Below are 21131 nucleotides of genomic sequence, written 5' to 3'. Positions count from 1 at the left end.
AAGAGCCAATTTTACGGGGCGGCAGATCCCGCATCGCCTTCTGGCGCATCCGCAGGCGCCACAGGGCGTTCCAGCGTCCATTTCACCAGCTTGCCACCGTGGAACTCGCAGGTCACATGCGATTGGGTGCCATCGGTCCAGCGGTAGACCTCGGGTTGTTCGTTTTCGGGCGACTGCAGCACCCCCAGCGAACGCGTCATGGCCACCACATGCATCAGGTTCACCCCCACCTGCAGTTTGGCATTGAGCATGACGGCACTGCCGACATATCCGATGGGGCGGTCGGCCGCCTTGCGCATGACATTCATGAGCCGCGTGAAATGCAGCAGGGCCCACATGAGGACACCCCCGCCGACGGCCGCGACGCCCATCCAGCCATAGGACCGAAAGCCCGCCACCACCACAATCACCAGCCCCACGGGCACCAGGATATTTCGAAAATTCATGGCCCCATTGTCTTACGACGCCGCTCGCCCAGCACTGTGGGGAGTGCGTATGCACAGGTCAAGCAATGCCGCGCACCACGTTCATGGCCTCCTCGACCCGCTCCACGGCGTGGATGGTCAGGCCTTCGATCGGTTTCTTGGGGGCATTGGCCTTGGGCACCACCGCCACGCTGAAGCCCAGCTTGGCCGCCTCGCGCAGGCGCTCCTGCCCGCGGGGCGCGGGGCGTACCTCGCCCGCCAGCCCGACCTCGCCAAAGGCGATGAACCCCTGCGGCAAGGCCTTGCCGCGCAGGCTGGAGGTGATGGCCAGCATCACGGCCAGATCGGCGGCGGGCTCGCTGATGCGCACGCCGCCCACGGCGTTCACAAACACATCCTGGTCCATGCAGGCCACACCGGCATGGCGGTGCAGCACGGCCAGCAGCATGGCCAGGCGATCCTTGTCGAGCCCCACGGAAAGGCGCCGCGGACTGGGCCCGCCGCTGTCCACCAGGGCCTGGATCTCGACCAGCAAGGGTCGCGTGCCTTCGAGCGTGACCATCACGCAGCTGCCCGGCACCGGCTCGCTGTGCTGGCTCAGGAAGATGGCACTGGGGTTGCTGACGCCCTTGAGGCCCTTTTCGGTCATGGCGAACACGCCGATCTCGTTGACGGCGCCAAAGCGGTTCTTGATGGCCCGCACCAGCCGGAACTGGCTGTGCGTGTCGCCCTCGAAGTACAGCACCGTGTCCACCATGTGCTCCAGCACGCGCGGGCCGGCCAGCGCGCCCTCCTTGGTGACATGGCCCACCAGCACCACCGCCACGCCCGACGCCTTGGCGGCCCGCGTGAGGTGCGCCGCGCACTCGCGCACCTGGGCCACCGAGCCGGGTGCCGAGGTGAGCTGGTCGGAATACACCGTCTGGATCGAGTCGATCACGGCCACGGCCGGCTGCATCGATTCGATGGTGGCCAGGATTTTCTCCAGCTGGATCTCGGCCAGCACATTCACCTGGCTGTGGTCCAGTCCCAGCCGGCGCGAACGCAGCGCCACCTGGGCACCGCTTTCCTCGCCGGTCACATACAGGGTGGGCAGCCCCGTGCGCTGCAGCGCATCCAGCGCCTGCAACAGCAGCGTGGACTTGCCGATGCCCGGGTCGCCCCCGATCAGCACCACGCCACCTTCCACGATGCCCCCGCCCAGCACCCGGTCCAGTTCGTCGATACCGCTGGGCGTGCGCGCGATGTCCGTGGCCTCGATGGCCGCCAGCGGCATGACGGCCTGCGCCTGCGCCAGCCCGGCAAACTGCGCGCCGCTGTAGCGGTTCTTGCCCGGTCCCGCCTCCGCCACCGATTCGATCAGGGTGTTCCAGGCGCCGCAGGATGGGCACTTGCCCAGCCAGCGCGGGCTGGTGCCGCCACATTCGGTGCAGGTGAAAAGGGTTTTGTCTTTGGCCATGGGAGCGGGATCTTGCAAAGCGGCTGGCCACTATAGCGGCCAGCAGCGCGCCAGCGGCCGTTACCGCTCCTTCAGGGGCCAAGAAACCATGCGCCCGCGTCCAAGGACCAAACCCCTTACGATGGCGACTCGGGCCCGCAATACTAGCGCGCATGTCGACGCCCCCGGCGCTCAGCACTGCGGAGCCTGCACCCCGCCACCTTTTCAACCTCCACCATGTCCGCACCCACGCTTTACTTCGCCCCCGGCACCTGCGCCCTGGCCGTTCACATTGCCTTGCACGAGGCGCAGGCAGGCCACGAGCTGGTTCGTCTCGACTTCACCACCCAGCAGCAACGCAGCCCCGAGTACCTGGCCATCAACCCCAAGGGCCGCGTGCCCGCGCTGGTGACCGAGCACGGCGTGCTGACCGAAACCCCGGCCTTGCTGGCCTATGTGGCGCAACGCTTTGCGCAGGCGCAGCTGGCGCCGCTGGACCCGTTTGCCTTCGCGCGCATGCAGGAGTTCAACAACTACCTGGCCTCCACCGTGCATGTGGCCCACGCCCACCGCCCCCGCGCCAGCCGCTGGGCCGATGACGCCCACGCCATCGAGGCCATGCAGCGCAAGGTGCCGCAGAACATGGCGGAGTGCTTTGGCGTGATCGAACACCATTACCTGCAAGGCCCCTGGGTGCTGGGCGAACAATATTCCGTCGCCGACGCCTACCTGTTCACCGTGTCCGGCTGGCTGCGCAGCGACGGCGTGGACGTGGCGCAGTTCCCCAAGGTGGCCGACCACCGGCGCCGCATGGCCGAGCGCCCCGCCGTGCAACGCGCGCTGGCATAAACGGCACAAAAAAACCCCGGCACCGGGCGGGTGGCGGGGCTTTCGGCGTTGCCGGCCCGGTCAGTTGACCTTGAGCGCGCGCCAGTCAATGCGGTTGTCCGCGCGGTGCGGCAGCTCCACCTTCTGCGTGGCGGCCCACGGGATCACCTGGTTGTACAGCGGGATGTGCGAAATGAGCTCGTGGTCCTGCACCAGGGCCTTTTCGATCAGGCCATTGCGTGTGGCCGGATCGGTTTCTTTCTTGATGCGCTCGATCAGCGCATCCTGCTGCGGGCTGCTGAAACGGCCCAGGTTGAAGTTGCCGTCGCCCCCGGCGCCCGGCGAGCGGACCAGCGACTGCAGCGAATAGAACGCATCGAACGTGGGCACGCCCCAGCCCAGCAGGTAGATGCTGGCCTCGTTGCGCTGGATCATGGGGAAATAGGTGGCAAACGGCAGCGAGCGCAGCTTGGCCTTCACGCCGACCTTGGCCCACTGCGCCGTGATGGCCTGGCACAGCTGTTCGTCGTTGATGTAGCGGCCTGCGCTGCAGGCAAAGTCCACCTCGAAACCGTTCGGGTAGCCCGCATCGGCCAGCAGCTTCTGCGCTGCCTTGGCATCGAAGGGCCAGCGCACATCGGCCTTGGGCGTCCAGCCGTTGACCTGGTGGGCAATCAACGCGCCCGTGGGCTGGGCCAGGCCGCGCAATACCACGCGCTGGATGGCGTTGATGTCGATCGCCTGGTACAGGGCCTTGCGCACACGCACATCCTTGAGCGGGTTCTGGCCCTTGACGTTCGAGCCTGGCAATTCGCTGCGGAACTGGTCCATGCCCAGAAAGATGGTGCGGTATTCGGCGCCTTCCAGCACCTTCAGGCCCTGCGTCTGGCGCACCCGCGCCAGATCCTGCAGGCTGGGGTCGATGATGAAGTCGATCTCGCCCGACAGCAGCGCCGCCGTGCGCGTGGCATCGGACTTGATGGGGGTGTAGACCACCTCGGTCACGTTGGTGGCGAACTTGCCCTTGCCCCACCAGTGCGGGTTGGGCGCAAGCACCACGCGCTGGTCCGGCGTCCACGATTGGAGCACGAACGGCCCCGTGCCCAGCGCGTTGCGGTGGGCAAAGGTTTCGTCCTTGTTCTTGATGTCCTTGGGCTCAACCGACTTGTTCTTCTCGGCCCAGGCCTTGCTGAGCATGCGCAACTCGGTCAGCTGGTTCACCAGCACCGGGTTGGGCACGTCCGAGAAGATGTCGATGGTGTGGCTGTTGACCTTTTCCACCCGGTCGATGCCCTGGGCATAGACCGCGTAGTTGGAGCTTTTCGACTTGGCGCGCTCGAGCGAGAACTTGGCATCGTCGGCCGTGAACTCGCTGCCGTCGCTGAACTTCACGCCCTTGCGCAGGCTCAGGCGCAGCTGGGTGGGACTCATCGGCTTCCATTCGGTGGCCAGCGCGGGCTCGGGCTTGAAGGTCTTGCTGTTGTATTCGACCAGCGTGTCGTACACGGCCGCGTGCAGCGCGTTGTTCACGCCCACGTTCTGGGCATGCACGTCCCACGACGACACATCCACGGCACGTGCCCAGCGGAAGGTCGTGGCCTGCGCGGTCAGGGGCAGGCTGGCAGCCAGCGTGGCGGCAAGGAGCAAGGGTTTGAATTGCATGGGCTTGTGCCTCTCAGAAAACAAAACCCTAATGTGACCCAGGGTAGGCGCCACCGGAACGATTTGGTGGTTGTATCCATGTGCGCCGTGGGGTCGGCACCCTGAAAACCGTCGACAAGGCGCCTGCGCCAGCAGCGCCCAGCCTACTGGCGCCGCAGCGCCTGCCGGATGCGCTCCAGCGCCGGCGAGGGCTGCGCCACGCTGCGATCGAACGGGTGCGCGGTGGCTCCGACGGCTTTCAGGATGCGTTGCACGTAGGCACGCGTCTCCAGGTAGGGCGGCACGCCGCGGTAGCGCTCGACCTTGCCCTCGCCGGCGTTGTAGGCCGCGGCCACCAGCGCCACGTCGCCTTCGAAGTAGGCCAGCAGCCAGCGCAGGTAGGTCAGGCCCCCACGGATGTTCTGCGCCGGGTCATACGGGTTCTTGACGTTGAAGCGCTCGCTCGTTGCGGGAATCAGCTGCATCAGGCCCTGCGCGTTTTTGGGCGACAGCGCCTGGGTGTTGAAGTTCGACTCGGCGGCCATGATGGCCAGCGCCAGCTGCGGCTCGACCTGGTATTGCGGCGCCATCCTGAGCACCAGCTCCACGATCTTGCGCGGCGCGACCCGCTGGTAGTTGACGCCAGGCTGGGCCACCTGGACCGGGGCGGGCGGTGGCGGCCGCAGGCATTCGGGCACTTCGTCCGTGGCGCCGCCCACCACCTGCAGCATGCGCGCTGCCACGTCCAGGCCCTGCTCGGCGGCGGCCTGGAAGAAAAAGGCGGCCGCCCCATCGTCGCGCACCACACCGCGCCCGTGGGCGTACATCCATCCGAGGTTGTATTGGGCCAGCATGTCGCCCAACCGCGCGCTCGCGCAATAGAGTGCAACGGCCCGCAACGGGTCGCGCGCCACGCCTTCGCCATGTTCGTAGGCGATGGCCTCCTGGCGCAGGCTGGCCGCCCGGTTGGCGTCGGATTCACCGGCCTGCGCCCGCGCCGCGCCCGCACCCCAGGTGCACAACGACACCACCGCTAGCGGCGCAAGGATCGACAGGCTGGCACGCATGGTTTTCAGTATGCGCGTCTTTGCGCCCTTCGTCACGTCCTGTGCCGACGCAGGACGGCCAATAGCCACCCCCCGAGAGTGTGCTGTGGACCGTCAGTCCACCGCCACGGGCACGCGCGGCGCCAGTGCGCACATCAGCTCGTAGCCCACGGTGCCGGCGGCCTGCGCCACCTCGTCGATGGGCAGGACCGTGCCGTTGCCCGCCCGCCCCCACAGCGTGACTTCGCTGCCAAAACCGGCCTCCACGCCCGCTGCCATGACGGGGTTCAGGTCCACGGTGACCATGTCCATGCTGACGCGGCCGACCAGGCGCGTGCGCACGCCGTTCACCAGCACGGGCGTGCCGGTGTCGCAATGGCGCGGGTAGCCGTCGGCATAGCCGCAGGCCGCCACGCCGATGGTGAGCGGTCCCTCTGCCGTGAAGCGCGAGCCGTAGCCCACGGTATCGCCCGCCTGCAGCTGCTGCGTGCCGATGATGCGGGTGGCCAGCGTCATGGTGGGCTGCAGGTCCCACTGCGCCGCCTGGTGCTCGGGGTGGTCGGGCGCGCTGCCGTACAGCACGATGCCGGCGCGCACCCAGTCGCCCCGCACCTGGGCGTCGCTGGCATGGCGCAGCGCGGCGGCACTGTTGCACAGGCTGCGCTCACCGGGCAGGTCCTGCGTGGCCGCGTTGAACGCCGCCATCTGGTGCGCAATGCCCCGCACGCCGTCGGCATCGCTGAAATGGGTCATGAACGAGATCTCGTCCACCTGCGGCAGCGCATTCAGGCGTGCCCAGGCGCTGCGGTAGCGCTGCGGCGTGAAGCCCAGGCGGTTCATGCCCGAGTTCAGCTTGAGGAACACGCGGTGCGGCACCTGCGTCTTGTGGGCGGCCAGCATGTCGATCTGCTCGTCGCAGTGCACGGCGTGCCACAGCGACAGGCGCGAGCACAGCTCCAGGTCGCGCGGCTCGAACACGCCCTCCAGCAGCAGGATGGGGCCGCGCCAGCCCAGGTGGCGCACGCGCTCGGCCTCGGCCAGGTCGAGCAGGGCAAAGCCGTCGGCGCCGCGCAGGCCCTCGAACACACGCTCGATGCCGTGGCCATAGGCATTGGCCTTGACCACGGCCCAGACCCTGGCGTCGGGCACCGACTGGCGCACGCGCGCGAGGTTGTTGTGCAGGGCAGCGGTGTGGATGACGGCGGCAATGGGACGGGGCATGGAAAGGACCAGTTGGGACGGGGGAATCTACCGGGGAATACCAGCAGGATTCTGGCACTGCAGCCGTTTATCCGCGTGATATAACCGTCGATCTCCTGCTACGGTTACTCACAATTAACAGTACATCAGCGCCGCTGATGCACCCACCTGCCATTCGATGAAGCGCGGTTTCTACACCATCATGTCGGCGCAGTTTTTCAGCTCGCTCGCCGACAACGCACTCTTCGTGGCCGCCGTCGAACTTCTGCGCACAGGGGGCGCCCCCGAGTGGCAACGCGCCGCGCTGGTGCCCATGTTTGCCCTGTTCTATGTGGTGCTGGCGCCTTTCGTGGGCGCGTTTGCCGATGCCTTGCCCAAGGGCAAGGTGATGTTTGTCAGCAATGCCATCAAGATCGCCGGCTGCCTGATGATGCTGTTCGGCTCCCATCCCCTGATTGCCTATGCCGTGGTGGGGCTGGGCGCAGCGGCCTATTCGCCCGCCAAGTACGGCATCCTCACCGAGCTGCTGCCGGCCTCGCAGCTGGTCAAGGCCAACGGCTGGATCGAGGGGCTGACCATCGCCTCCATCATCCTCGGGGTACTGCTGGGCGGGCAGCTGGTGGGGCAGCAGCTGTCGGCAGCGCTGCTGTCCATCGACATTCCCATGCTCGATACCGGCGTCGATACCGCTGCCGAAGCGGCCATTGCCGCACTCATCGTGGTGTATGCCCTGGCCGCGTGGTTCAACACGCGCATCCCGCACACGGGCGTGGAGATGCGCCCGCTGCGCCAGGACCCGCAGCGCGGCCTGGTATCCAGCACCCTGGCCCTGCTGCCCGATTTCTGGGCCTGCAACAACCGCCTGTGGCGCGACAAGCTCGGGCAGATCTCGCTGTCCACCACGACCCTGTTCTGGGGTGCCGGCGGCAACCTCAAGTTCATCGTGCTGGCCTGGGCCGGCGTGGCCCTGGGCTACAACACCACGCAGGCCTCGGCCCTGACCGGCGTGGTGGCCATCGGCACCGCCGTGGGCGCCGTGGTGGCCTCGATGCGCATGCGCCTGGACATGGCCACCCGCGTGATTCCGCTGGGCATCGCCATGGGGCTGCTGCTGATCCTGATGGTGTTCATCCACAACATCTGGGTGGCCATTCCCTTCCTGATCCTGCTGGGCGGGCTGGGCGGCTTTCTGGTCGTCCCCATGAACGCCCTGCTGCAGCACCGGGGGCACAACCTCATGGGCGCGGGGCGCTCGATTGCAGTGCAGAACTTCAACGAACAGGCCTGCATCCTCGGCCTGGGCGCTTTCTACAGCCTGTCGCTCAAGCTGGGGTTGTCGGTCTTCGGCGCCATCGTCGTGTTTGGCGTGGTGGTGGCCGGCATCATGTGGATCATCCGGCGCTGGCATGCCCGCAACTGCCGCAACCATGGCGAGGAACTGAGCCACCTGCTGCACATCGCGCGGCAGGACACCCACCATTGATGCTATTTGCTGAATAGCTATTGGCGCTTGACACATAAGCGCCCAACGCGCTTTTGATGCCTACCATTTTCCCGATACTGGCCCTGGTGCTCAACGCCTTTGTGTGGGGCGTCTCGTGGTGGCCCTTTCGGCAGCTGCACGCCGCCGGGCTGCACCCGCTGTGGGCCACGGCGCTGATGTACACGCTGGCCCTGGCCTGCCTGCTGCTGGCCCGGCAGCAGGTGCTGCACAACGCGCGGCAGCACCCCGCCCTGTGGCTGCTGGCGCTGAGCTCGGGCCTGACCAACGTGGCCTTCAACTGGGCCGTGACGGTGGGCGACGTGGTGCGCGTGGTGCTGCTGTTCTACCTGATGCCCGCCTGGTCGGTGTTGCTGGCCTGGAAGCTGCTGGGCGAGCGCCCCACGGGCATGGCACTGGTGCGGCTGCTGCTGGCCTTTGCGGGCGTGGCGCTGGTACTGGTGCCGGCCGGTGCATCGTGGGGCAGGCTGGCGGCCCACCTCTCGGGCGCCGACCTGCTGGCGCTGGCTGGTGGCTTCTGCTTTGCCCTCACCAACGTCACGCTGCGGCACCTGCATGCCGTGCCCGGCGATGCGCGCATGCTGGCCATGTTTGGCGGCGGTGCCCTGCTGGCCAGCGCCAGTGCCGCGCTGGGGCTGGCAACGGGGGCCGTGCCCGCCCTGCCCGCTCCGGCGCTGGCCTGGGTGCTGCTGGCGCTCGCGCTGGCTCTGGCCTTTGTGCTGGGCAATTACGCCCTGCAGTACGGCGCCGCCCGGCTGGCCGCGGGCACCACGGCGCTGGTGATGCTGTCGGAGGTCGTGTTTGCCAGCGTATCGTCGGCCCTGCTGACCTCTGCCACGCTGGCACCGCGCACCCTGCTGGGCGGCGCGCTGATCCTACTGGCGGCGCTGCTGGCGACTTCGCCACCCCGGCGCCAGGCCAGCACCTGACTGCCGGGGCAACACCCGGCGCCAGTCGCTACCATGGGCCGTTTGAAAAGGTTCTTCCCCAAGGAGTTGCCCATGTCCAGCCTGTATGACTTGGAAGTCCAGCCCATGAGCGGCCCTGCCGTGCCATTGCGGCAGTTCGAGGGCAAGGTCTTGCTGATCGTCAACACGGCCAGCGCCTGCGGCTTCACGCCGCAGTTCGGCGGGCTGCAAGCGCTGCATCAGCAATACGGCGACAAGGGCCTGGTGGTACTGGGGTTTCCTTGCAACCAGTTCGGGCACCAGGACCCCGGCAGCAACGACGAGATCGCCCGCTTCTGCCAGCGCAACTACGGCGTGAGCTTTCCGATGATGGCCAAGATCGATGTGAATGGCGCCCAGGCCTCGCCGCTGTACCAGTGGCTCACCGCCGCAGCCCCGGGCCTGCTGGGCAGCAAGGCCATCAAGTGGAACTTCACGAAGTTCCTCGTGGGCCGGGATGGCCGCGTGATCCGCCGCTATGCGCCGCAGGATGCGCCCCAAAAGCTGGCGGGCGACATCGAGGCGGCGCTGGCCGCCCAGGGATGACCTGCATAACCCGCGCGAGCCGGGGGTCGTGCGGATCGGGATGGGCCACCAGGCGTCTTTTTGCCTCCAACCGCCCGGCTATGGGCAAGAAAAGCAGCACGGTGGACCGCCCGAGGCGCGCCACCACCGACCGCGGGGAGTTATGCAGGCCATCCCCGGAACGCCACGATCAGTCTGCCGCTGCAGACGGGCGCTGGCGGCGCGCGCGCTCCAGCATCTGGCCGGTCTGGCGCGGGTCCATGCCGTACATGTCGGCAAAGGCCTCCAGCGTCTGGCCGCTGGCCTCGAAGGCGCGCAGCAGGGCTTCGTCCTTGGCATTGCGGGCAGCCCATTCGGCGAAGGCTTCTTGCAGGATGGCATTGGCCACCTCATCGCGGCCGGTGACCAGTTCGGTGTAGGCCTCGCGCGTGAGGCCCGAGGCCTCGAACGCCTGGATCATGCGCTTGCGCAGCTTGGGCAAAACATCTTCACCCGCCCGGGCCTTGCGGCGGCGGAACACCTCCAGCAGCGCATGGTGCACATGCTCGGGGGCCATGTCCTCGACGGGCTGGCCCGCCAGGTCGTGGCGCCTTTCACCGGCGGCCACGCTTTGCAGGTAGCGGGTGGAGCGGGTGTGGATGGCCAGTGCCACCTTGAGGGCGTCGCGCTCGAACAGTTCGGGATGGGCTTCGAGCAGATCCTGAAAGATGCCGCGCTTGAGCGGCAAGAACACCGCACCAAACAGATGGGGATAGAGCCCCGCCAGCTGCTCCAGCGCCGGGTGGGTGCGCGGTGGCGTGCGCGACGGCGACGGTGCCTGCGGGCCTGCCGGCGCCTGACCCTGGGCACGGGAGCGATCACGGCCGCTGTTGCGGCCACCACGCCCACCCCGGGGGGGACGATGGCCGCGCTGGGCATCCGCCGCAGCAGCGGCCTCGGCTGTGGCTGCCGGAGCACTGCCGCCAGTCTCGGGCTGCTGCAATGCCTGCGGGGCACTGGCAGCGGCTACCGGGGCGGCGGGCGCCGCTGTGGGGTCTTGTTCTGGCACGTTGTCGGTCATGGCGTAGCGGGTCGGAGGGCAACAAAACCCTCGATCATGCCAGTGTTGGCGCCAAGGCCCTTCCGATCCGCGCAGCAACAGCCCATTCAAGACAAGGGAATGCGTGCCGCAGGTGGCCCCGAAAACAGCCCCGCTATGCGCCGCATGAGCGCGGGCCACCGTGCACAGGCAAGGCGCACCCCGGAAAGGATGGCCCTCCCTAACGGTTGCTGTTTCCCGGCGGGTCTCGCCGCGATTGCGACTGGTTGCTGCCGCCCACATGCGATTCGCGGTCGCTGCGGCTTTCGGGCGTGCGCTTGCCCTGGTTGATCTGGGTGGGGTCCTGCTCGCCCACCTTGTTGGTGTCGTTCTCGACCTTGCCCGTGTGGGGCGCTTGCTTGTCGCGCGGGTTGTGATGGATCGCCATGAAGATCTCCTGTAGGTGGCCCAAGGCCAAAGCTTCCTCGACCACGCCGCAGACAGTACCGCAAGCGAAGCCGCGTTGCAAACCGCAACGCGGCGCGGGATTGACGCCCGCGGCGGTGCCCCATAAAGTGGGCTCTGTCCCGCGCGTGTTCAATCCTCGGAGGAGACACCATGGCTTCACGGATATTCTGCAGCGGCCGGCTGGCTGGCCGGTTCACCCATGCCCCACCCGGCCTTTGCGCCAGGCCCCGGCATGGCGGCCCGCAGACCTCGCCGGGCCGGTTCAAGGCCGCCGTCAACGACCGCCTCCCCAAGCGACGGCTCCCATGACGGCTCCCTCCGGCGCACGAACCGTCCTGTACGGCACACAGGCGTTGCTGTCCGTCATCGACGGGATGGCTCGGCAGGCCCACGCTCTGCTGGATGGAGCACCCCAGGTGGCGGTGATTGGCGTGCTGCGCCGGGGCGCCCCCCTGGCGGATCGTCTGTGCACACGGATGATGGAGCGGTATGGCCTGCCGCAGCCCTTGCGGCTGGATCTGCAGGTCAAGCGGTATGCGGACGACCTCACCCTGCTCCATCCGGAAACCCAGCTGACAGAGCAGGCACAGCATGCGGCACTGGATTTGCGCGGGCACACGGTGCTGGTCGTGGACGACGTCTTGTACACCGGGCATTCGCTGCTGAAGGTGGTGGACTATCTGGCACGCAAGCAACCCGCGGCCATCCGTGTGGCCTGCCTGGTGGACCGGGTCACCGCCCGCCTGCCCCTCCATGCCGATGTGGTGGGCGTGCGCCTGGGCGTTGCCCCGCCGGACATCATCGAGTGCCATGTCCCCCCCTACGAGCCCGATTTCCGCATTGAGCTCGTGCAGCCCGATCGGCCGCGCTGAAACCGCCCGAGGCACCCCCATGTTCAAAGACCGCGACGACGCCGCCCACCAGCTGGCAGACCGCCTCAAAGCCTACAGCGCCCAGCATCCCCTGGTGCTGGCCATTCCGCGGGGCGCCGTGCCCATCGGCAAGATCGTTGCAGCACAGCTCGGTGGCGACCTGGATGTGGTGCTGGTGCGCAAGCTGCGCGCCCCCTTCGAGCCGGAAGTGGCCATCGGCTCGGTGGCGGAAAACGGGTGGACCTACATCGCGCCCTACGCAGCGGCAGTGGGAGCCGACCAGGATTACATCGCCGCAGAAAAGCAAAAGCAGATGGCCACGATCCACTCGCGCCGGGTGCAGTACACCCCAATCCATCCCTCGGTCGATCCGCACGGGCGCGTGGTGATCGTCGTGGATGACGGCCTGGCCACAGGCGCGACCATGATTTCGGCGCTGCACAGCCTGCGCCTGCGCCAGCCCGCGCGGCTGGTTTGCGCCATTCCCGTGGCATCGCCCCAGGCCCTGGAGAAAATCCGCCCCATGGCCGACGACGTGGTGTGCCTGCATGCGCCGGCCCACTTCCAGGCCGTGGGCCAGTTTTACCGCCACTTTCCGCAGGTGGACGACGAGGAAGTGATCGCGCTACTGGGCGCTTGAAGTCGGCACCCCCGGTGCCGGCAGATGCTGCGCGAACCAGTCCGCCGCCCGCTGGGCCACGGTCTCCAGCGCACCCGGCTCCTCAAAGAGATGGGTGGCATGGGGGACGACCGTCAAGACCGAGGTCCCGGGCATGTGTGCGGCAGCGCGCCGGTTGAGCGCCAGCACCTCCTCATCGCAAGCGCCCACCAACAGCAAGGTCGGACACCGCACCCGTGCAAGATCACGGGCGGGTGCCAGGTCCGGGCGGCCGCCGCGGGACACCACGGCCCGTATGCCGCCCCCCAGCGCCGCGGCCGCACGCAAGGCCGCGGCGGCACCGGTGCTCGCACCAAAATACCCCATGGGCACCAACGCCATCGCTGGCTGGCGCCTGGCCCAGTCGGTCACATCCAGCAGGCGCTGTGTCAAAAGCGCAATATCAAACCGCGTGGCCTCAGCCCGGTCTTCCTCGGGCGTGAGCAGATCGACCAGCAAGGTGGCCATGCCCCGTTCCCGCAACACCCGTGCCACATGGTTATTGCGCGGACTGTGCCGGCTGCTGCCGCTGCCGTGGGCAAAGAGCACCAGACCCTGGCTGTCGGGTGGGCTCTCCCATGCGCCCTCGATAAAGCCGCCGTCCACCGGAATGCGAACCAGTTGTTGCGTCGCGGATTGCATGGCATGGCACCTCGCTCAAGGGGTCATCGAACATCGCGCTCCTGCCCGCCCGGCTCACCGTACGGGCATCGCGTCGGCAGCGCCCAGCGCCTCGTCCAGCACTTCCACCCAGTGCCGCACGGGGGTGGAAGTGCCGCTTTGCAGGTGCGTGATGCAACCGATGTTGGCCGACAGGATGGCGTCGGGGGTCTGCTCGCCAAAGGCTTCGCCCAGCACACCGAGCTTGCGGTCGCGCAGCTGGTACGAGAGGCCCGGGTTGAGCACCGAATATGTGCCCGCCGAGCCGCAGCACAGGTGCGATTCGTTGCGCGCCACGCGCAGCTGGAAGCCCAGCTGGTTCAGGTGCGTCTCGACACCGCCGCGCAGTTGCTGGCCATGCTGCAGCGTGCAGGGCGGGTGGTAGGCAAAAAGTACGTCGGGCGGCTGCACGCGGCCCGCCAGTTTTTGCGCCAGCTCGGGCAGCATGGCGGGCAGCAGTTCCGACAGATCCCGCGTGAGGGCGCTGATGCGCGCGGCCTTGGCAGCGTACTGCGGGTCGTCCTTCAGGATGTGGCCGTATTCCTTGACGGTGACGCCGCAGCCCGAGGCGTTCATGACGATGGATTCAACACCGCCCGCCTCCACCAGCGGCCACCAGGCGTCGATATTGGCGCGCATCTCGGCCTTGCCGCCTTCCTGGTCGTTGAGGTGGAACTTGACGGCGCCGCAGCAGCCCGCCCGGGGCGCGATCACGGTCTGTATGTCCACGGCATCCAGCACGCGGGCGGTGGCCGTGTTGATGTGGGGCATCATGGCCGGCTGCACACAGCCGGCCAGCATGAGCACCTTGCGCGCATGTTCGCGCGTGGGCCAGGCCCCGGCCGGCTGCGGCGCCGGCACCTTGGCCTGGAGGGATGGGGGCAGCAGGCCGCGCACCGCCTGGCCCACCTTCATGGCGGGGGCGAACAGGGGCGATGGCAGGCCCTCCTTCAGCGCCCAGCGCAGGGCTTTTTCGCCCAGGGGGCGGGCCACTTTTTCATCGACGATCTTGCGGCCGATGTCGATCAGGTGGCCATACTGCACGCCGCTGGGGCAGGTGCTTTCGCAGTTGCGGCAGGTCAGGCACCGGTCCAGGTGCATCTGCGTCTTGCGCGTGGGGGCCTCGCCCTCGAGCACCTGCTTGATGAGGTAGATGCGGCCGCGCGGGCCGTCGAGCTCATCGCCCAGCAGCTGGTAGGTGGGGCAGGTGGCCGTGCAGAAGCCGCAGTGCACGCATTTGCGCAGGATGGCTTCAGCCTCCAGGCCGTCGGGGCGCGCGCGGTATTCAGGGGTCAGTTGGGTTTGCATGGGGTGCAGCCTGGACGGGTCAGCAAAATCACTTCAAGGAATGGGGGGCAGCCGGGCGGGCCCGGCCTTGCGCAGCGGACGGCGCAGGCGCGCGCGATCAGCCCACAGCGGGGGCAGCGACAGGGCCAGCAGCACCAGCGCCAGCGGCACCACGAAGACAAAGCCCACATGCTTGAAGCCGGCTGCCCCGGCAATGCCGCCCACGAGAAACACCGACGCCAGCCCGGCAAACAGGCGCAGCCGTGCCTGGTTGGCGCGCACCTGGTTTTCGAGCGCGGTGCCGGTGCGGTTCCAATACAGCATCTTGCCCAACTCGATGCCCAGATCGGTCACCACGCCCGTCATGTGGGTGGTGCGGATCTGGGACGAGGACATCTTGGTCACGGTGGCGTTCTGCAGCCCCATGATGAAGGACAGCAGCAGCACCGTCATGGGCACGGCAAAAGGTGTGCGCCAGTCGAGCGTGATGGCGCCCACCAGGCCGAACACGAGCATGAGCAGCGCCACCAGCACCAGCGGCAGCGCATAGCTGCTGTGCAGCTTGCGCTGCAGCGCCCAGTTCACCATCACCGCCGTGGTGGCCGCCCCGCTGATGAAGGCCAGCAAGGCCCCCAGGGCGCTGAGCACCAGCACCATGTTGCCCAGCACGAGGTGGTCGGCCAGCATCGACAGAAAGCCCGTCATGTGCGAGGTGTACAGGTGGACCACCAGAAAACCGCCGGCATTCACCGCCCCGGCATTGAAGGCCAGCAACAGGCCCAGCACGCGGTTGCTGGTGCCCGTGCGGTGGTGGCCGGTGAGGTGACGCAGGCGGCGCATGTTCAGCCTGCGGCGCCCTGGTGCGGCTTCGCTTGCCCGATGTCGCTGGCCGCCATGCGCACGCCCCTTACCACTGCGGCGCCATGCGGCCGGGGTTGAAGATGCCGGCCGGGTCGAAGCTGTGCTTGAGGCGCGCATGGATCTGTGCCAGCGCCGAAGACTTCAGATCCAATGGGCCGGCAACGCTTGAATTCTCTGCGCCATCCGCCATGAATAACGCAGCATTGCCACCCACAGCCCGGGCGGCTTCGCGCAACGCATCGCCCTGCGCCAGCGGCGCCTGCACCCAGCGCAGGGCGCCATGCCATTCGATCAGCGGCGAGGCCCCCTCGGGCAGCGCCAGCACGGGGGCCGTGGCGGGCACAGACAGGCGCCACAGCGCCTGCCCAGGCTGGGCCTGGCGGGCGGTGAACCAGGGCAGCGTCTGCTCACGGCAGGCCTGCCAGTCGGTCGCCACGCTGGCATTGTCGAGCCGCGTGCCGCCCATGCTGCGGCAGGCCGCATTCACCGCCGCCACCGCGCCACGCAGGCGCACATAGAGCGTGCCCACGCCCGCATCCTCTACCCAGCAGCTGGCGTTGAGCGGCAGGGGCAGGCCGCCCCAGGCGTGCAGCCGGCGCAGGGCATCGGCCTGGCTGCATTCAAAGCGCAGCGTGGCCTCGGCGGGCGCCACGGGCAGCACCTTGAGACTCACCTCGGTGAGCAGGCCCAGCGTGCCCCAGGCGCCCGCCATGAGGCGCGAAACGTCGTAGCCCGCCACGTTCTTCATGACCTGGCCGCCAAACGTGAGCAACTCGGCGCGGCCGTTGAGCAACACCACGCCCAGCAGGTAGTCGCGCACGGCGCCCACGCTGGCGCGGGCGGGGCCACTGAGGCCAGCGGCCACCATGCCGCCCACGGTGGCACCCGGGCCGAAATGGGGGGGCTCGAACGGCAGGCACTGGCCTTTTTCGGCCAGCATGGCCTCCAGCTCGGACAGCGGCGTGCCCGCGCGCGCCGTGACGACCAGCTCGCTGGGCTCGTAGCTGACGATGCCGGTGAGGGCACGGGTGTCGAGCACCTCGCCGCGCAGTGCAAGGCCATGAAAGTCCTTGGTGCCACCGCCCCGGATGCGCAGGGGGGTTTGCGCGGCGGCGGCGGCGCGGACACGGTCAACCAGCTGGCGAAAGGCGAATTCCATGGTCTGCATGGTAGCGGCACTGTTCCTGGGTATGCCAGCCTGGGCATGTGAATTTTTTGAACAGGGACCGTGCATTCCACCCGCCCCCCACGCAGTTCGCAGCGCACGCCATGGCCTCGCCCCAGAAAAAAGGCCCGCTGCAAGGGCGGGCCAAAACCTTGAAGAAACTTGTCGGTCATGCAGGGCGCTGCGGCGCCACCAGACACCGCAGCGCGGGAGCGATCAGCGGTTGTAGGCCGTTTCGCCGTGCGAAGTGATGTCCAGCCCTTCGCGTTCGGCTTCCTCGGATACCCGCAGACCCACGAGCAGATCGGCGATCTTGTAAGCGATGAACGAGACCACGCCCGACCACACGATGGTGAGCAGCACGCTCTTGGTCTGGATCCACACCTGGGCACCCATGGCAAAGGTGTCGGGGGCCAGGCCGCCCGTGCCGCCCAGGTTCTGCGCGGCAAACACACCGGTCAGGATGGCACCGAGGATGCCGCCCACGCCGTGCACGCCGAACACGTCGAACGCATCGTCAGCGCCCAGCATCTTCTTGAGGCCACCCACGCCCCACAGGCAGATGACGCCAGCGATCAGGCCCATCACGATGGAACCCATGGGCCCCACGAAACCGGCAGCCGGCGTGACGGCCACCAGGCCCGCCACCGCACCCGAGGCCGCGCCCAGCATGGAGGCCTTGCCCTTGTGCAGGGCTTCACCGGCCAGCCAGGACAGCGTGGCAGCGCCCGTGGCCAGGATGGTGTTGATGAAGGCCAGGCCGGCTGCGCCGTTGGCGGCACCGGCCGAGCCGGCGTTGAAGCCGAACCAGCCCACCCACAGCAGCGAGGCGCCCACCATGGTCAGCGTCAGGCTGTGGGGCGTGAGCGCTTCGCGGCCGAAACCGATACGCTTGCCCACCATGTAGGCCCCCACCAGGCCGGCGATACCGGCGTTGATGTGCACCACGGTGCCACCAGCAAAGTCGAGCGCGCCGTCCTTGCCCAGCAGGCCGCCGCCCCACACCATGTGGGCCATGGGGATGTAGCTGAAGGTGAACCACAGCACGGCAAAGATCAGCACGGCAGCAAACTTGATGCGCTCGGCGAACGAGCCCACGATCAGCGCCACGGTGATGGCGGCAAAGGTGGACTGGAAGGCCACGAACACATATTCCGGAATCGTCGGCAGCAGGCCCGACAGCGTGTCTGGCGCAATGCCCTTGAGGAAGAGCTTGTCGAAGCCACCGAAGAACTGGCCCTCGCCGGCAAAGGTCAGGCTGTAGCCATAGACGGCCCACAGCACGGTGATCAGCGCAAAGATCACGAACACCTGCACCAGCACCGACAGCATGTTCTTGGAGCGGGCCAGGCCGCCGTAGAACAGGGCCAGGCCCGGGATGACCATCAGGATCACGAGCAGGGTGGAGGTGAGCATCCACGCGGTGTCGCCCGAATCGAGCTTGGGTGCGGGTGCTGCGGGGGCGGCCTCGGCAGGGGCGGCTGCGGGTGCCGCATCGGTCGGCGCAGCCACGGGGGCGGCGGGCGCTGCGGCTTGTGCCGCCGGAGCAGCAGCGGTGGTTTCGCCCGGGGCGGGCGCCTGGGCCAGGGACATCGATCCTGCGGACAGCAGGCTCAGTCCCAGGAGGAAGGAAGCAAGCAGTTTTTTCATGGCATGTTCTCTCTGTGGAATGCAGCGGGCCCTGGGGCGCGCTTAAAGGGCTTCCTTGCCGGTTTCGCCGGTGCGGATGCGCACCACCTGCTCCAGATGGCTGACGAAAATCTTGCCGTCACCAATCTTGCCGGTGCGCGCCGCACCTTCGATGGCTTCGATCACGCGGTCCACCAGTTCGTCGGCCACGGCAGCCTCGATCTTGACCTTGGGCAGGAAATCGACCACGTACTCCGCGCCGCGGTACAGCTCGGTATGGCCCTTCTGGCGCCCGAAGCCCTTGACCTCGGTCACCGTGATGCCTTGCACCCCGATGTCGGAAAGGGCTTCGCGCACTTCGTCGAGCTTGAAGGGTTTGATGATGGCTGTCACCATTTTCATTTGGGGTTCCTCCGATGGGGCGCCTGCGCGCCCACTGTGAATTACAGGGTTTTGGTGAGCGTGGCGATCACGCGGGCTTTGTTGACGGATCCGAAATAGTCTTTCTTGTTGGCGCCTACGATGGCGGCACCCAGTGTGAGGCCTGCGCCGAAGTCGTAGGCGCCACCGAATTGATAATCCATGTAGTTGGGCACGCCGCTGTCCTGGATGTCACCGGAAAAGCGGGTAAAGCCCACCGCTGCCTTCAGCGTCACCTTGGGCATCACCTCCTGTGCCACCGCGACGTTCAGGTAGCCGGTGTTGCGGCCCCTGAGGCCGGAGCCGGACTTGGCGCCCGCCCAGCCGAAATAGTCCTTGGACACGGTGTGCGAATACTTGGCCGTGAGCGGGCCATAGGTGGCGGCGCCATAAAGCTCGGTGGTGTTGCCGCTGGTGTTGCCGGGGTACAGGTAGCTCAGGGCCCCCACATCCAGGTCCACCTCGCCGGCCTTGAATTTGTAGCCACCGTACAGGTCGGACTCCAGGGAATTGCCGGACAGCCAGTTCACGCTGGAGTTCCAGTTGCCGACATACCAGCCGGTGTCACCAAAGGCATAGTCGAAACCGCCCTGCAACGCGGGCTTGAAGGCGCTGACCTTGCCGGTGTCCTGGTCCTGACCCCGGAACTTGTAGTTGCTGGTCATGCTGACATTGCCGGTGAGCTGGGCCGAAGCCAGCAACGGCAGGGCTGCAACAAAGGCGACGCTCAAGAACTTGATGGATGCGCGGTTCATGTTTCCTCCGGTGGGACAAAGAGTAGGGACAAGCGGTTTAAGCACGGTCCGTGCCATGTTGTGGGCCACCATGGCAACAAGGTCCGCACCCACGGCGTGCATTCGCCCTTACATTGGCAGTGGCGCCGCGCCGTTGCACCCCCTTGGTGCGCAACGCCGCCAGCAGACAACAACCCTCCACCCACCGCACCCATCTGGGGAGAAAACCGTTCATGAGTCTTGCATTGGTGCAAAGTCGCGCGCTCCTGGGGCTGGAAGCGCCCTCCGTCACCGTTGAGGTGCATCTGGCCAACGGGCTTCCCAGCTTCACCCTGGTCGGCCTGGCCGATCTGGAGGTGAAGGAAGCGCGCGAGCGGGTGCGCTCGGCACTGCAGAACGCAGGGCTGGAGTTCCCCCACAACAAGCGCATCACGGTCAACCTTGCGCCCGCCGATCTGCCCAAGGATTCGGGCCGGTTCGACCTGCCCATTGCCCTGGGCATCCTGGCCGCCAGCGGGCAGATCGACGCCAGCCGCCTGGCCGGCCATGAATTTGCCGGGGAGCTGTCGCTGTCCGGGCAATTGCGCCCCGTGCGCGGCGCACTGGCCACCAGCCTGGCACTGCGGGCCCACGGCGTGGCGGTGCGCCTGGTGCTGCCGACCGGCAGCGCCGAAGAGGCCGCCCTGGTGCCCGACGCACAGGTGTACCGCGCCCGGCACCTGCTGGATGTCGTGCGGCAGTTCCTGCCGGCAGGCAGCCAGGAATCCATGGACGACGCCAGCGCCCCGGACGACGGCTGGTGCCTGCTGCAACCCGCGCCGCTGGCCACGCAGGTAGCCTATGCCGATCTTTCGGATATCAAGGGCCAGGCGGCATCCAAGCGCGCACTGGAGATCGCAGCCGCCGGCGGGCACAGCCTGCTGATGATGGGGCCGCCCGGATCCGGTAAATCCATGCTGGCCCAGCGCTTTGCCGGGCTGCTGCCGGCCATGACCATGGAAGAGGCCCTGGAGAGCGCCGCCGTGGCCAGCCTGGCCGGGCGCTTCACCCCCGCGCGCTGGGCGCAGCGACCCACCTGCCAGCCGCACCACACGGCATCAGCGGTGGCACTGGTGGGCGGGGGCTCGCCGCCGCAGCCCGGAGAAATATCGCTGGCCCACCATGGTGTGCTGTTTCTCGATGAGATGCCGGAATTTCCCCGCGCCGCCCTGGAGGCCCTGCGCGAGCCGCTGGAAACCGGGCGCGTCACCATTGCACGGGCGGCACGGCGCGCAGAATTTCCGGCCAGCTTCCAATTGGTGGCGGCCATGAACCCCTGCCCCTGCGGTTTTCTGGGATCAGCGCAGCGTGCCTGCCGCTGCACGCCCGACCAGGTGGCACGCTACCAGGGCAAGCTCAGCGGCCCGCTGCTCGACCGCATCGACCTGCATGTGGAAGTGCCCGCCCTGCCCGCCAGCGATTTGCTGGACGCGCCGCCGGGTGAGGCCAGCGCCGCCGTGCGCGAGCGCGTGGCCCGCGCCCGCCAGGCCGCCATCACCCGCCAGGGCAAGACCAACCAGGCGCTGCAGGGCCAGGAAATCGACACCCACACCGCGCTGGAGCCCGCCGCCACGCAGTTTCTGCAGACGGCGGCCGCGCGCCTGGGCTGGTCGGCCCGCAGCACGCATCGCACGCTGAAGGTGGCGCGCACCATTGCCGACCTGGCGGGCACCGCCAGCACCCAGGTGGCACATGTGGCCGAGGCCGTGCAATACCGGCGCGTGCTGCGCGGGCCTGGCGCATGACCCGGGGCGCGCGGGGCCGCAGGC

The 21131-nt window shown here is 67.8% G+C and carries 21 protein-coding genes; 7 read left to right on the top strand and 14 right to left on the bottom strand.

The annotated features are described in order from the left end of the window. Nucleotides 1-11: 11 nt before the first annotated feature. Nucleotides 12-446, bottom strand: a complete 435-nt coding sequence (locus tag K225_RS0102540; RefSeq protein ID WP_026434944.1) for a hypothetical protein — start codon at nucleotides 444-446, stop codon at nucleotides 12-14. Nucleotides 447-504: 58 nt separating this feature from the next. After that, entirely contained in the window at nucleotides 505-1884 is a 1380-nt protein-coding gene (gene radA / locus K225_RS0102535; protein WP_026434943.1) for a DNA repair protein RadA, read from the bottom strand. Nucleotides 1885-2100: 216 nt separating this feature from the next. Between radA and K225_RS0102530 the strand changes: the two genes are divergently transcribed. Next, nucleotides 2101-2712 carry a glutathione S-transferase family protein gene (locus tag K225_RS0102530; protein WP_026434942.1) on the top strand — a complete coding sequence of 204 codons (612 nt, stop codon included), beginning with the start codon at nucleotides 2101-2103 and terminating at the stop codon, nucleotides 2710-2712. A gap of 60 nt (nucleotides 2713-2772) precedes the next feature. Here the strand turns inward: K225_RS0102530 and K225_RS0102525 are convergent, their stop codons facing one another. The 3 genes from K225_RS0102525 to alr form a co-directional block, all read right to left on the bottom strand. Then, on the bottom strand, nucleotides 2773-4353 hold the full coding sequence (locus K225_RS0102525; protein WP_026434941.1) for an ABC transporter substrate-binding protein: 1581 nt from the start codon (nucleotides 4351-4353) through the stop codon (nucleotides 2773-2775). 143 nt (nucleotides 4354-4496) lie between these two features. Next, a complete protein-coding gene (locus tag K225_RS22745; RefSeq protein ID WP_081679582.1) occupies nucleotides 4497-5399 on the bottom strand; it encodes a lytic transglycosylase domain-containing protein in 903 nt (300 codons plus the stop codon). Nucleotides 5400-5492: 93 nt separating this feature from the next. Further along, the gene (gene alr / locus K225_RS0102515) at nucleotides 5493-6599 is read right to left on the bottom strand and encodes an alanine racemase (RefSeq protein WP_026434939.1); all 1107 of its coding nucleotides are present in this window, start codon (nucleotides 6597-6599) and stop codon (nucleotides 5493-5495) included. 157 nt (nucleotides 6600-6756) lie between these two features. Between alr and lplT the strand changes: the two genes are divergently transcribed. The 3 genes from lplT (at nucleotide 6757) to K225_RS0102500 (ending at nucleotide 9572) form a co-directional block, all read left to right on the top strand. Beyond that, nucleotides 6757-8061 carry a lysophospholipid transporter LplT gene (gene lplT, locus K225_RS0102510; RefSeq protein ID WP_026434938.1) on the top strand — a complete coding sequence of 435 codons (1305 nt, stop codon included), beginning with the start codon at nucleotides 6757-6759 and terminating at the stop codon, nucleotides 8059-8061. Between the two features lie 56 nt (nucleotides 8062-8117). Continuing rightward, nucleotides 8118-9008 (top strand): DMT family transporter, encoded by an 891-nt coding sequence (locus K225_RS0102505; RefSeq protein ID WP_026434937.1) that lies wholly within the window; start codon nucleotides 8118-8120, stop codon nucleotides 9006-9008. A 72-nt stretch (nucleotides 9009-9080) separates the two neighbouring features. Next, nucleotides 9081-9572, top strand: coding sequence for a glutathione peroxidase (locus tag K225_RS0102500; RefSeq protein ID WP_026434936.1), 492 nt, complete (start codon nucleotides 9081-9083; stop codon nucleotides 9570-9572). 169 nt (nucleotides 9573-9741) lie between these two features. Here K225_RS0102500 and K225_RS0102495 read toward each other — a convergent pair whose 3' ends face one another. Further along, the gene (locus tag K225_RS0102495) at nucleotides 9742-10611 is read right to left on the bottom strand and encodes a ProQ/FINO family protein (RefSeq protein ID WP_026434935.1); all 870 of its coding nucleotides are present in this window, start codon (nucleotides 10609-10611) and stop codon (nucleotides 9742-9744) included. A 199-nt stretch (nucleotides 10612-10810) separates the two neighbouring features. After that, nucleotides 10811-11017: a hypothetical protein gene (locus K225_RS0102490; RefSeq protein WP_026434934.1), complete on the bottom strand. Its 207-nt coding sequence runs from the start codon at nucleotides 11015-11017 to the stop codon at nucleotides 10811-10813. 325 nt (nucleotides 11018-11342) lie between these two features. Here K225_RS0102490 and K225_RS0102485 point away from each other — a divergent pair, with 325 nt between their 5' ends. After that, complete coding sequence (locus K225_RS0102485; RefSeq protein WP_026434933.1) at nucleotides 11343-11909, top strand: phosphoribosyltransferase family protein; 567 nt, start codon at nucleotides 11343-11345, stop codon at nucleotides 11907-11909. A gap of 19 nt (nucleotides 11910-11928) precedes the next feature. Further along, nucleotides 11929-12549, top strand: a complete 621-nt coding sequence (locus K225_RS0102480; protein ID WP_026434932.1) for a phosphoribosyltransferase — start codon at nucleotides 11929-11931, stop codon at nucleotides 12547-12549. Here K225_RS0102480 and K225_RS0102475 read toward each other — a convergent pair. The 7 genes from K225_RS0102475 to K225_RS0102445 form a co-directional block, all read right to left on the bottom strand. Beyond that, on the bottom strand, nucleotides 12535-13209 hold the full coding sequence (locus tag K225_RS0102475; RefSeq protein ID WP_026434931.1) for a dienelactone hydrolase family protein: 675 nt from the start codon (nucleotides 13207-13209) through the stop codon (nucleotides 12535-12537). The genes K225_RS0102480 and K225_RS0102475 overlap by 15 nt on opposite strands. Nucleotides 13210-13263: 54 nt before the next feature. Continuing rightward, on the bottom strand, nucleotides 13264-14535 hold the full coding sequence (glcF, locus tag K225_RS0102470; RefSeq protein WP_026434930.1) for a glycolate oxidase subunit GlcF: 1272 nt from the start codon (nucleotides 14533-14535) through the stop codon (nucleotides 13264-13266). A 33-nt stretch (nucleotides 14536-14568) separates the two neighbouring features. Further along, nucleotides 14569-15354, bottom strand: a complete 786-nt coding sequence (locus tag K225_RS0102465; RefSeq protein WP_026434929.1) for a YoaK family protein — start codon at nucleotides 15352-15354, stop codon at nucleotides 14569-14571. A 67-nt stretch (nucleotides 15355-15421) separates the two neighbouring features. Then, nucleotides 15422-16543: a glycolate oxidase subunit GlcE gene (glcE, locus tag K225_RS0102460; protein WP_026434928.1), complete on the bottom strand. Its 1122-nt coding sequence runs from the start codon at nucleotides 16541-16543 to the stop codon at nucleotides 15422-15424. A 213-nt stretch (nucleotides 16544-16756) separates the two neighbouring features. Further along, a complete protein-coding gene (gene amt / locus K225_RS0102455) occupies nucleotides 16757-18190 on the bottom strand; it encodes an ammonium transporter (protein WP_026434927.1) in 1434 nt (477 codons plus the stop codon). 42 nt (nucleotides 18191-18232) lie between these two features. Continuing rightward, on the bottom strand, nucleotides 18233-18571 hold the full coding sequence (glnK, locus tag K225_RS0102450; protein WP_026434926.1) for a P-II family nitrogen regulator: 339 nt from the start codon (nucleotides 18569-18571) through the stop codon (nucleotides 18233-18235). A 41-nt stretch (nucleotides 18572-18612) separates the two neighbouring features. Continuing rightward, a complete protein-coding gene (locus tag K225_RS0102445) occupies nucleotides 18613-19344 on the bottom strand; it encodes a TorF family putative porin (RefSeq protein ID WP_026434925.1) in 732 nt (243 codons plus the stop codon). 212 nt (nucleotides 19345-19556) lie between these two features. Between K225_RS0102445 and K225_RS0102440 the strand changes: the two genes are divergently transcribed. Then, complete coding sequence (locus tag K225_RS0102440; protein WP_026434924.1) at nucleotides 19557-21107, top strand: YifB family Mg chelatase-like AAA ATPase; 1551 nt, start codon at nucleotides 19557-19559, stop codon at nucleotides 21105-21107. The last annotated feature ends 24 nt before the right edge of the window (nucleotides 21108-21131 follow it).

Source organism: Acidovorax sp. JHL-9 (genome assembly GCF_000426205.1).
Lineage (GTDB): Bacteria > Pseudomonadota > Gammaproteobacteria > Burkholderiales > Burkholderiaceae_C > Acidovorax > Acidovorax soli.
This window is presented reverse-complemented; position numbering and strand designations above follow the sequence as displayed.

What these genes read in the sequence shown, in the direction of transcription:
- K225_RS0102540 (WP_026434944.1), bottom strand. Translation starts at nt 446, where the DNA reads ATGAATTTTCGAAATATCCTGGTGCCCGTGGGGCTGGTGATTGTGGTG.
- radA (WP_026434943.1), bottom strand. Translation starts at nt 1,884, where the DNA reads ATGGCCAAAGACAAAACCCTTTTCACCTGCACCGAATGTGGCGGCACC.
- K225_RS0102530 (WP_026434942.1), top strand. Translation starts at nt 2,101, where the DNA reads ATGTCCGCACCCACGCTTTACTTCGCCCCCGGCACCTGCGCCCTGGCC.
- K225_RS0102525 (WP_026434941.1), bottom strand. Translation starts at nt 4,353, where the DNA reads ATGCAATTCAAACCCTTGCTCCTTGCCGCCACGCTGGCTGCCAGCCTG.
- K225_RS22745 (WP_081679582.1), bottom strand. Translation starts at nt 5,399, where the DNA reads ATGCGTGCCAGCCTGTCGATCCTTGCGCCGCTAGCGGTGGTGTCGTTG.
- alr (WP_026434939.1), bottom strand. Translation starts at nt 6,599, where the DNA reads ATGCCCCGTCCCATTGCCGCCGTCATCCACACCGCTGCCCTGCACAAC.
- lplT (WP_026434938.1), top strand. Translation starts at nt 6,757, where the DNA reads ATGAAGCGCGGTTTCTACACCATCATGTCGGCGCAGTTTTTCAGCTCG.
- K225_RS0102505 (WP_026434937.1), top strand. Translation starts at nt 8,118, where the DNA reads ATGCCTACCATTTTCCCGATACTGGCCCTGGTGCTCAACGCCTTTGTG.
- K225_RS0102500 (WP_026434936.1), top strand. Translation starts at nt 9,081, where the DNA reads ATGTCCAGCCTGTATGACTTGGAAGTCCAGCCCATGAGCGGCCCTGCC.
- K225_RS0102495 (WP_026434935.1), bottom strand. Translation starts at nt 10,611, where the DNA reads ATGACCGACAACGTGCCAGAACAAGACCCCACAGCGGCGCCCGCCGCC.
- K225_RS0102490 (WP_026434934.1), bottom strand. Translation starts at nt 11,017, where the DNA reads ATGGCGATCCATCACAACCCGCGCGACAAGCAAGCGCCCCACACGGGC.
- K225_RS0102485 (WP_026434933.1), top strand. Translation starts at nt 11,343, where the DNA reads ATGACGGCTCCCTCCGGCGCACGAACCGTCCTGTACGGCACACAGGCG.
- K225_RS0102480 (WP_026434932.1), top strand. Translation starts at nt 11,929, where the DNA reads ATGTTCAAAGACCGCGACGACGCCGCCCACCAGCTGGCAGACCGCCTC.
- K225_RS0102475 (WP_026434931.1), bottom strand. Translation starts at nt 13,209, where the DNA reads ATGCAATCCGCGACGCAACAACTGGTTCGCATTCCGGTGGACGGCGGC.
- glcF (WP_026434930.1), bottom strand. Translation starts at nt 14,535, where the DNA reads ATGCAAACCCAACTGACCCCTGAATACCGCGCGCGCCCCGACGGCCTG.
- K225_RS0102465 (WP_026434929.1), bottom strand. Translation starts at nt 15,354, where the DNA reads ATGCGCCGCCTGCGTCACCTCACCGGCCACCACCGCACGGGCACCAGC.
- glcE (WP_026434928.1), bottom strand. Translation starts at nt 16,543, where the DNA reads ATGCAGACCATGGAATTCGCCTTTCGCCAGCTGGTTGACCGTGTCCGC.
- amt (WP_026434927.1), bottom strand. Translation starts at nt 18,190, where the DNA reads ATGAAAAAACTGCTTGCTTCCTTCCTCCTGGGACTGAGCCTGCTGTCC.
- glnK (WP_026434926.1), bottom strand. Translation starts at nt 18,571, where the DNA reads ATGAAAATGGTGACAGCCATCATCAAACCCTTCAAGCTCGACGAAGTG.
- K225_RS0102445 (WP_026434925.1), bottom strand. Translation starts at nt 19,344, where the DNA reads ATGAACCGCGCATCCATCAAGTTCTTGAGCGTCGCCTTTGTTGCAGCC.
- K225_RS0102440 (WP_026434924.1), top strand. Translation starts at nt 19,557, where the DNA reads ATGAGTCTTGCATTGGTGCAAAGTCGCGCGCTCCTGGGGCTGGAAGCG.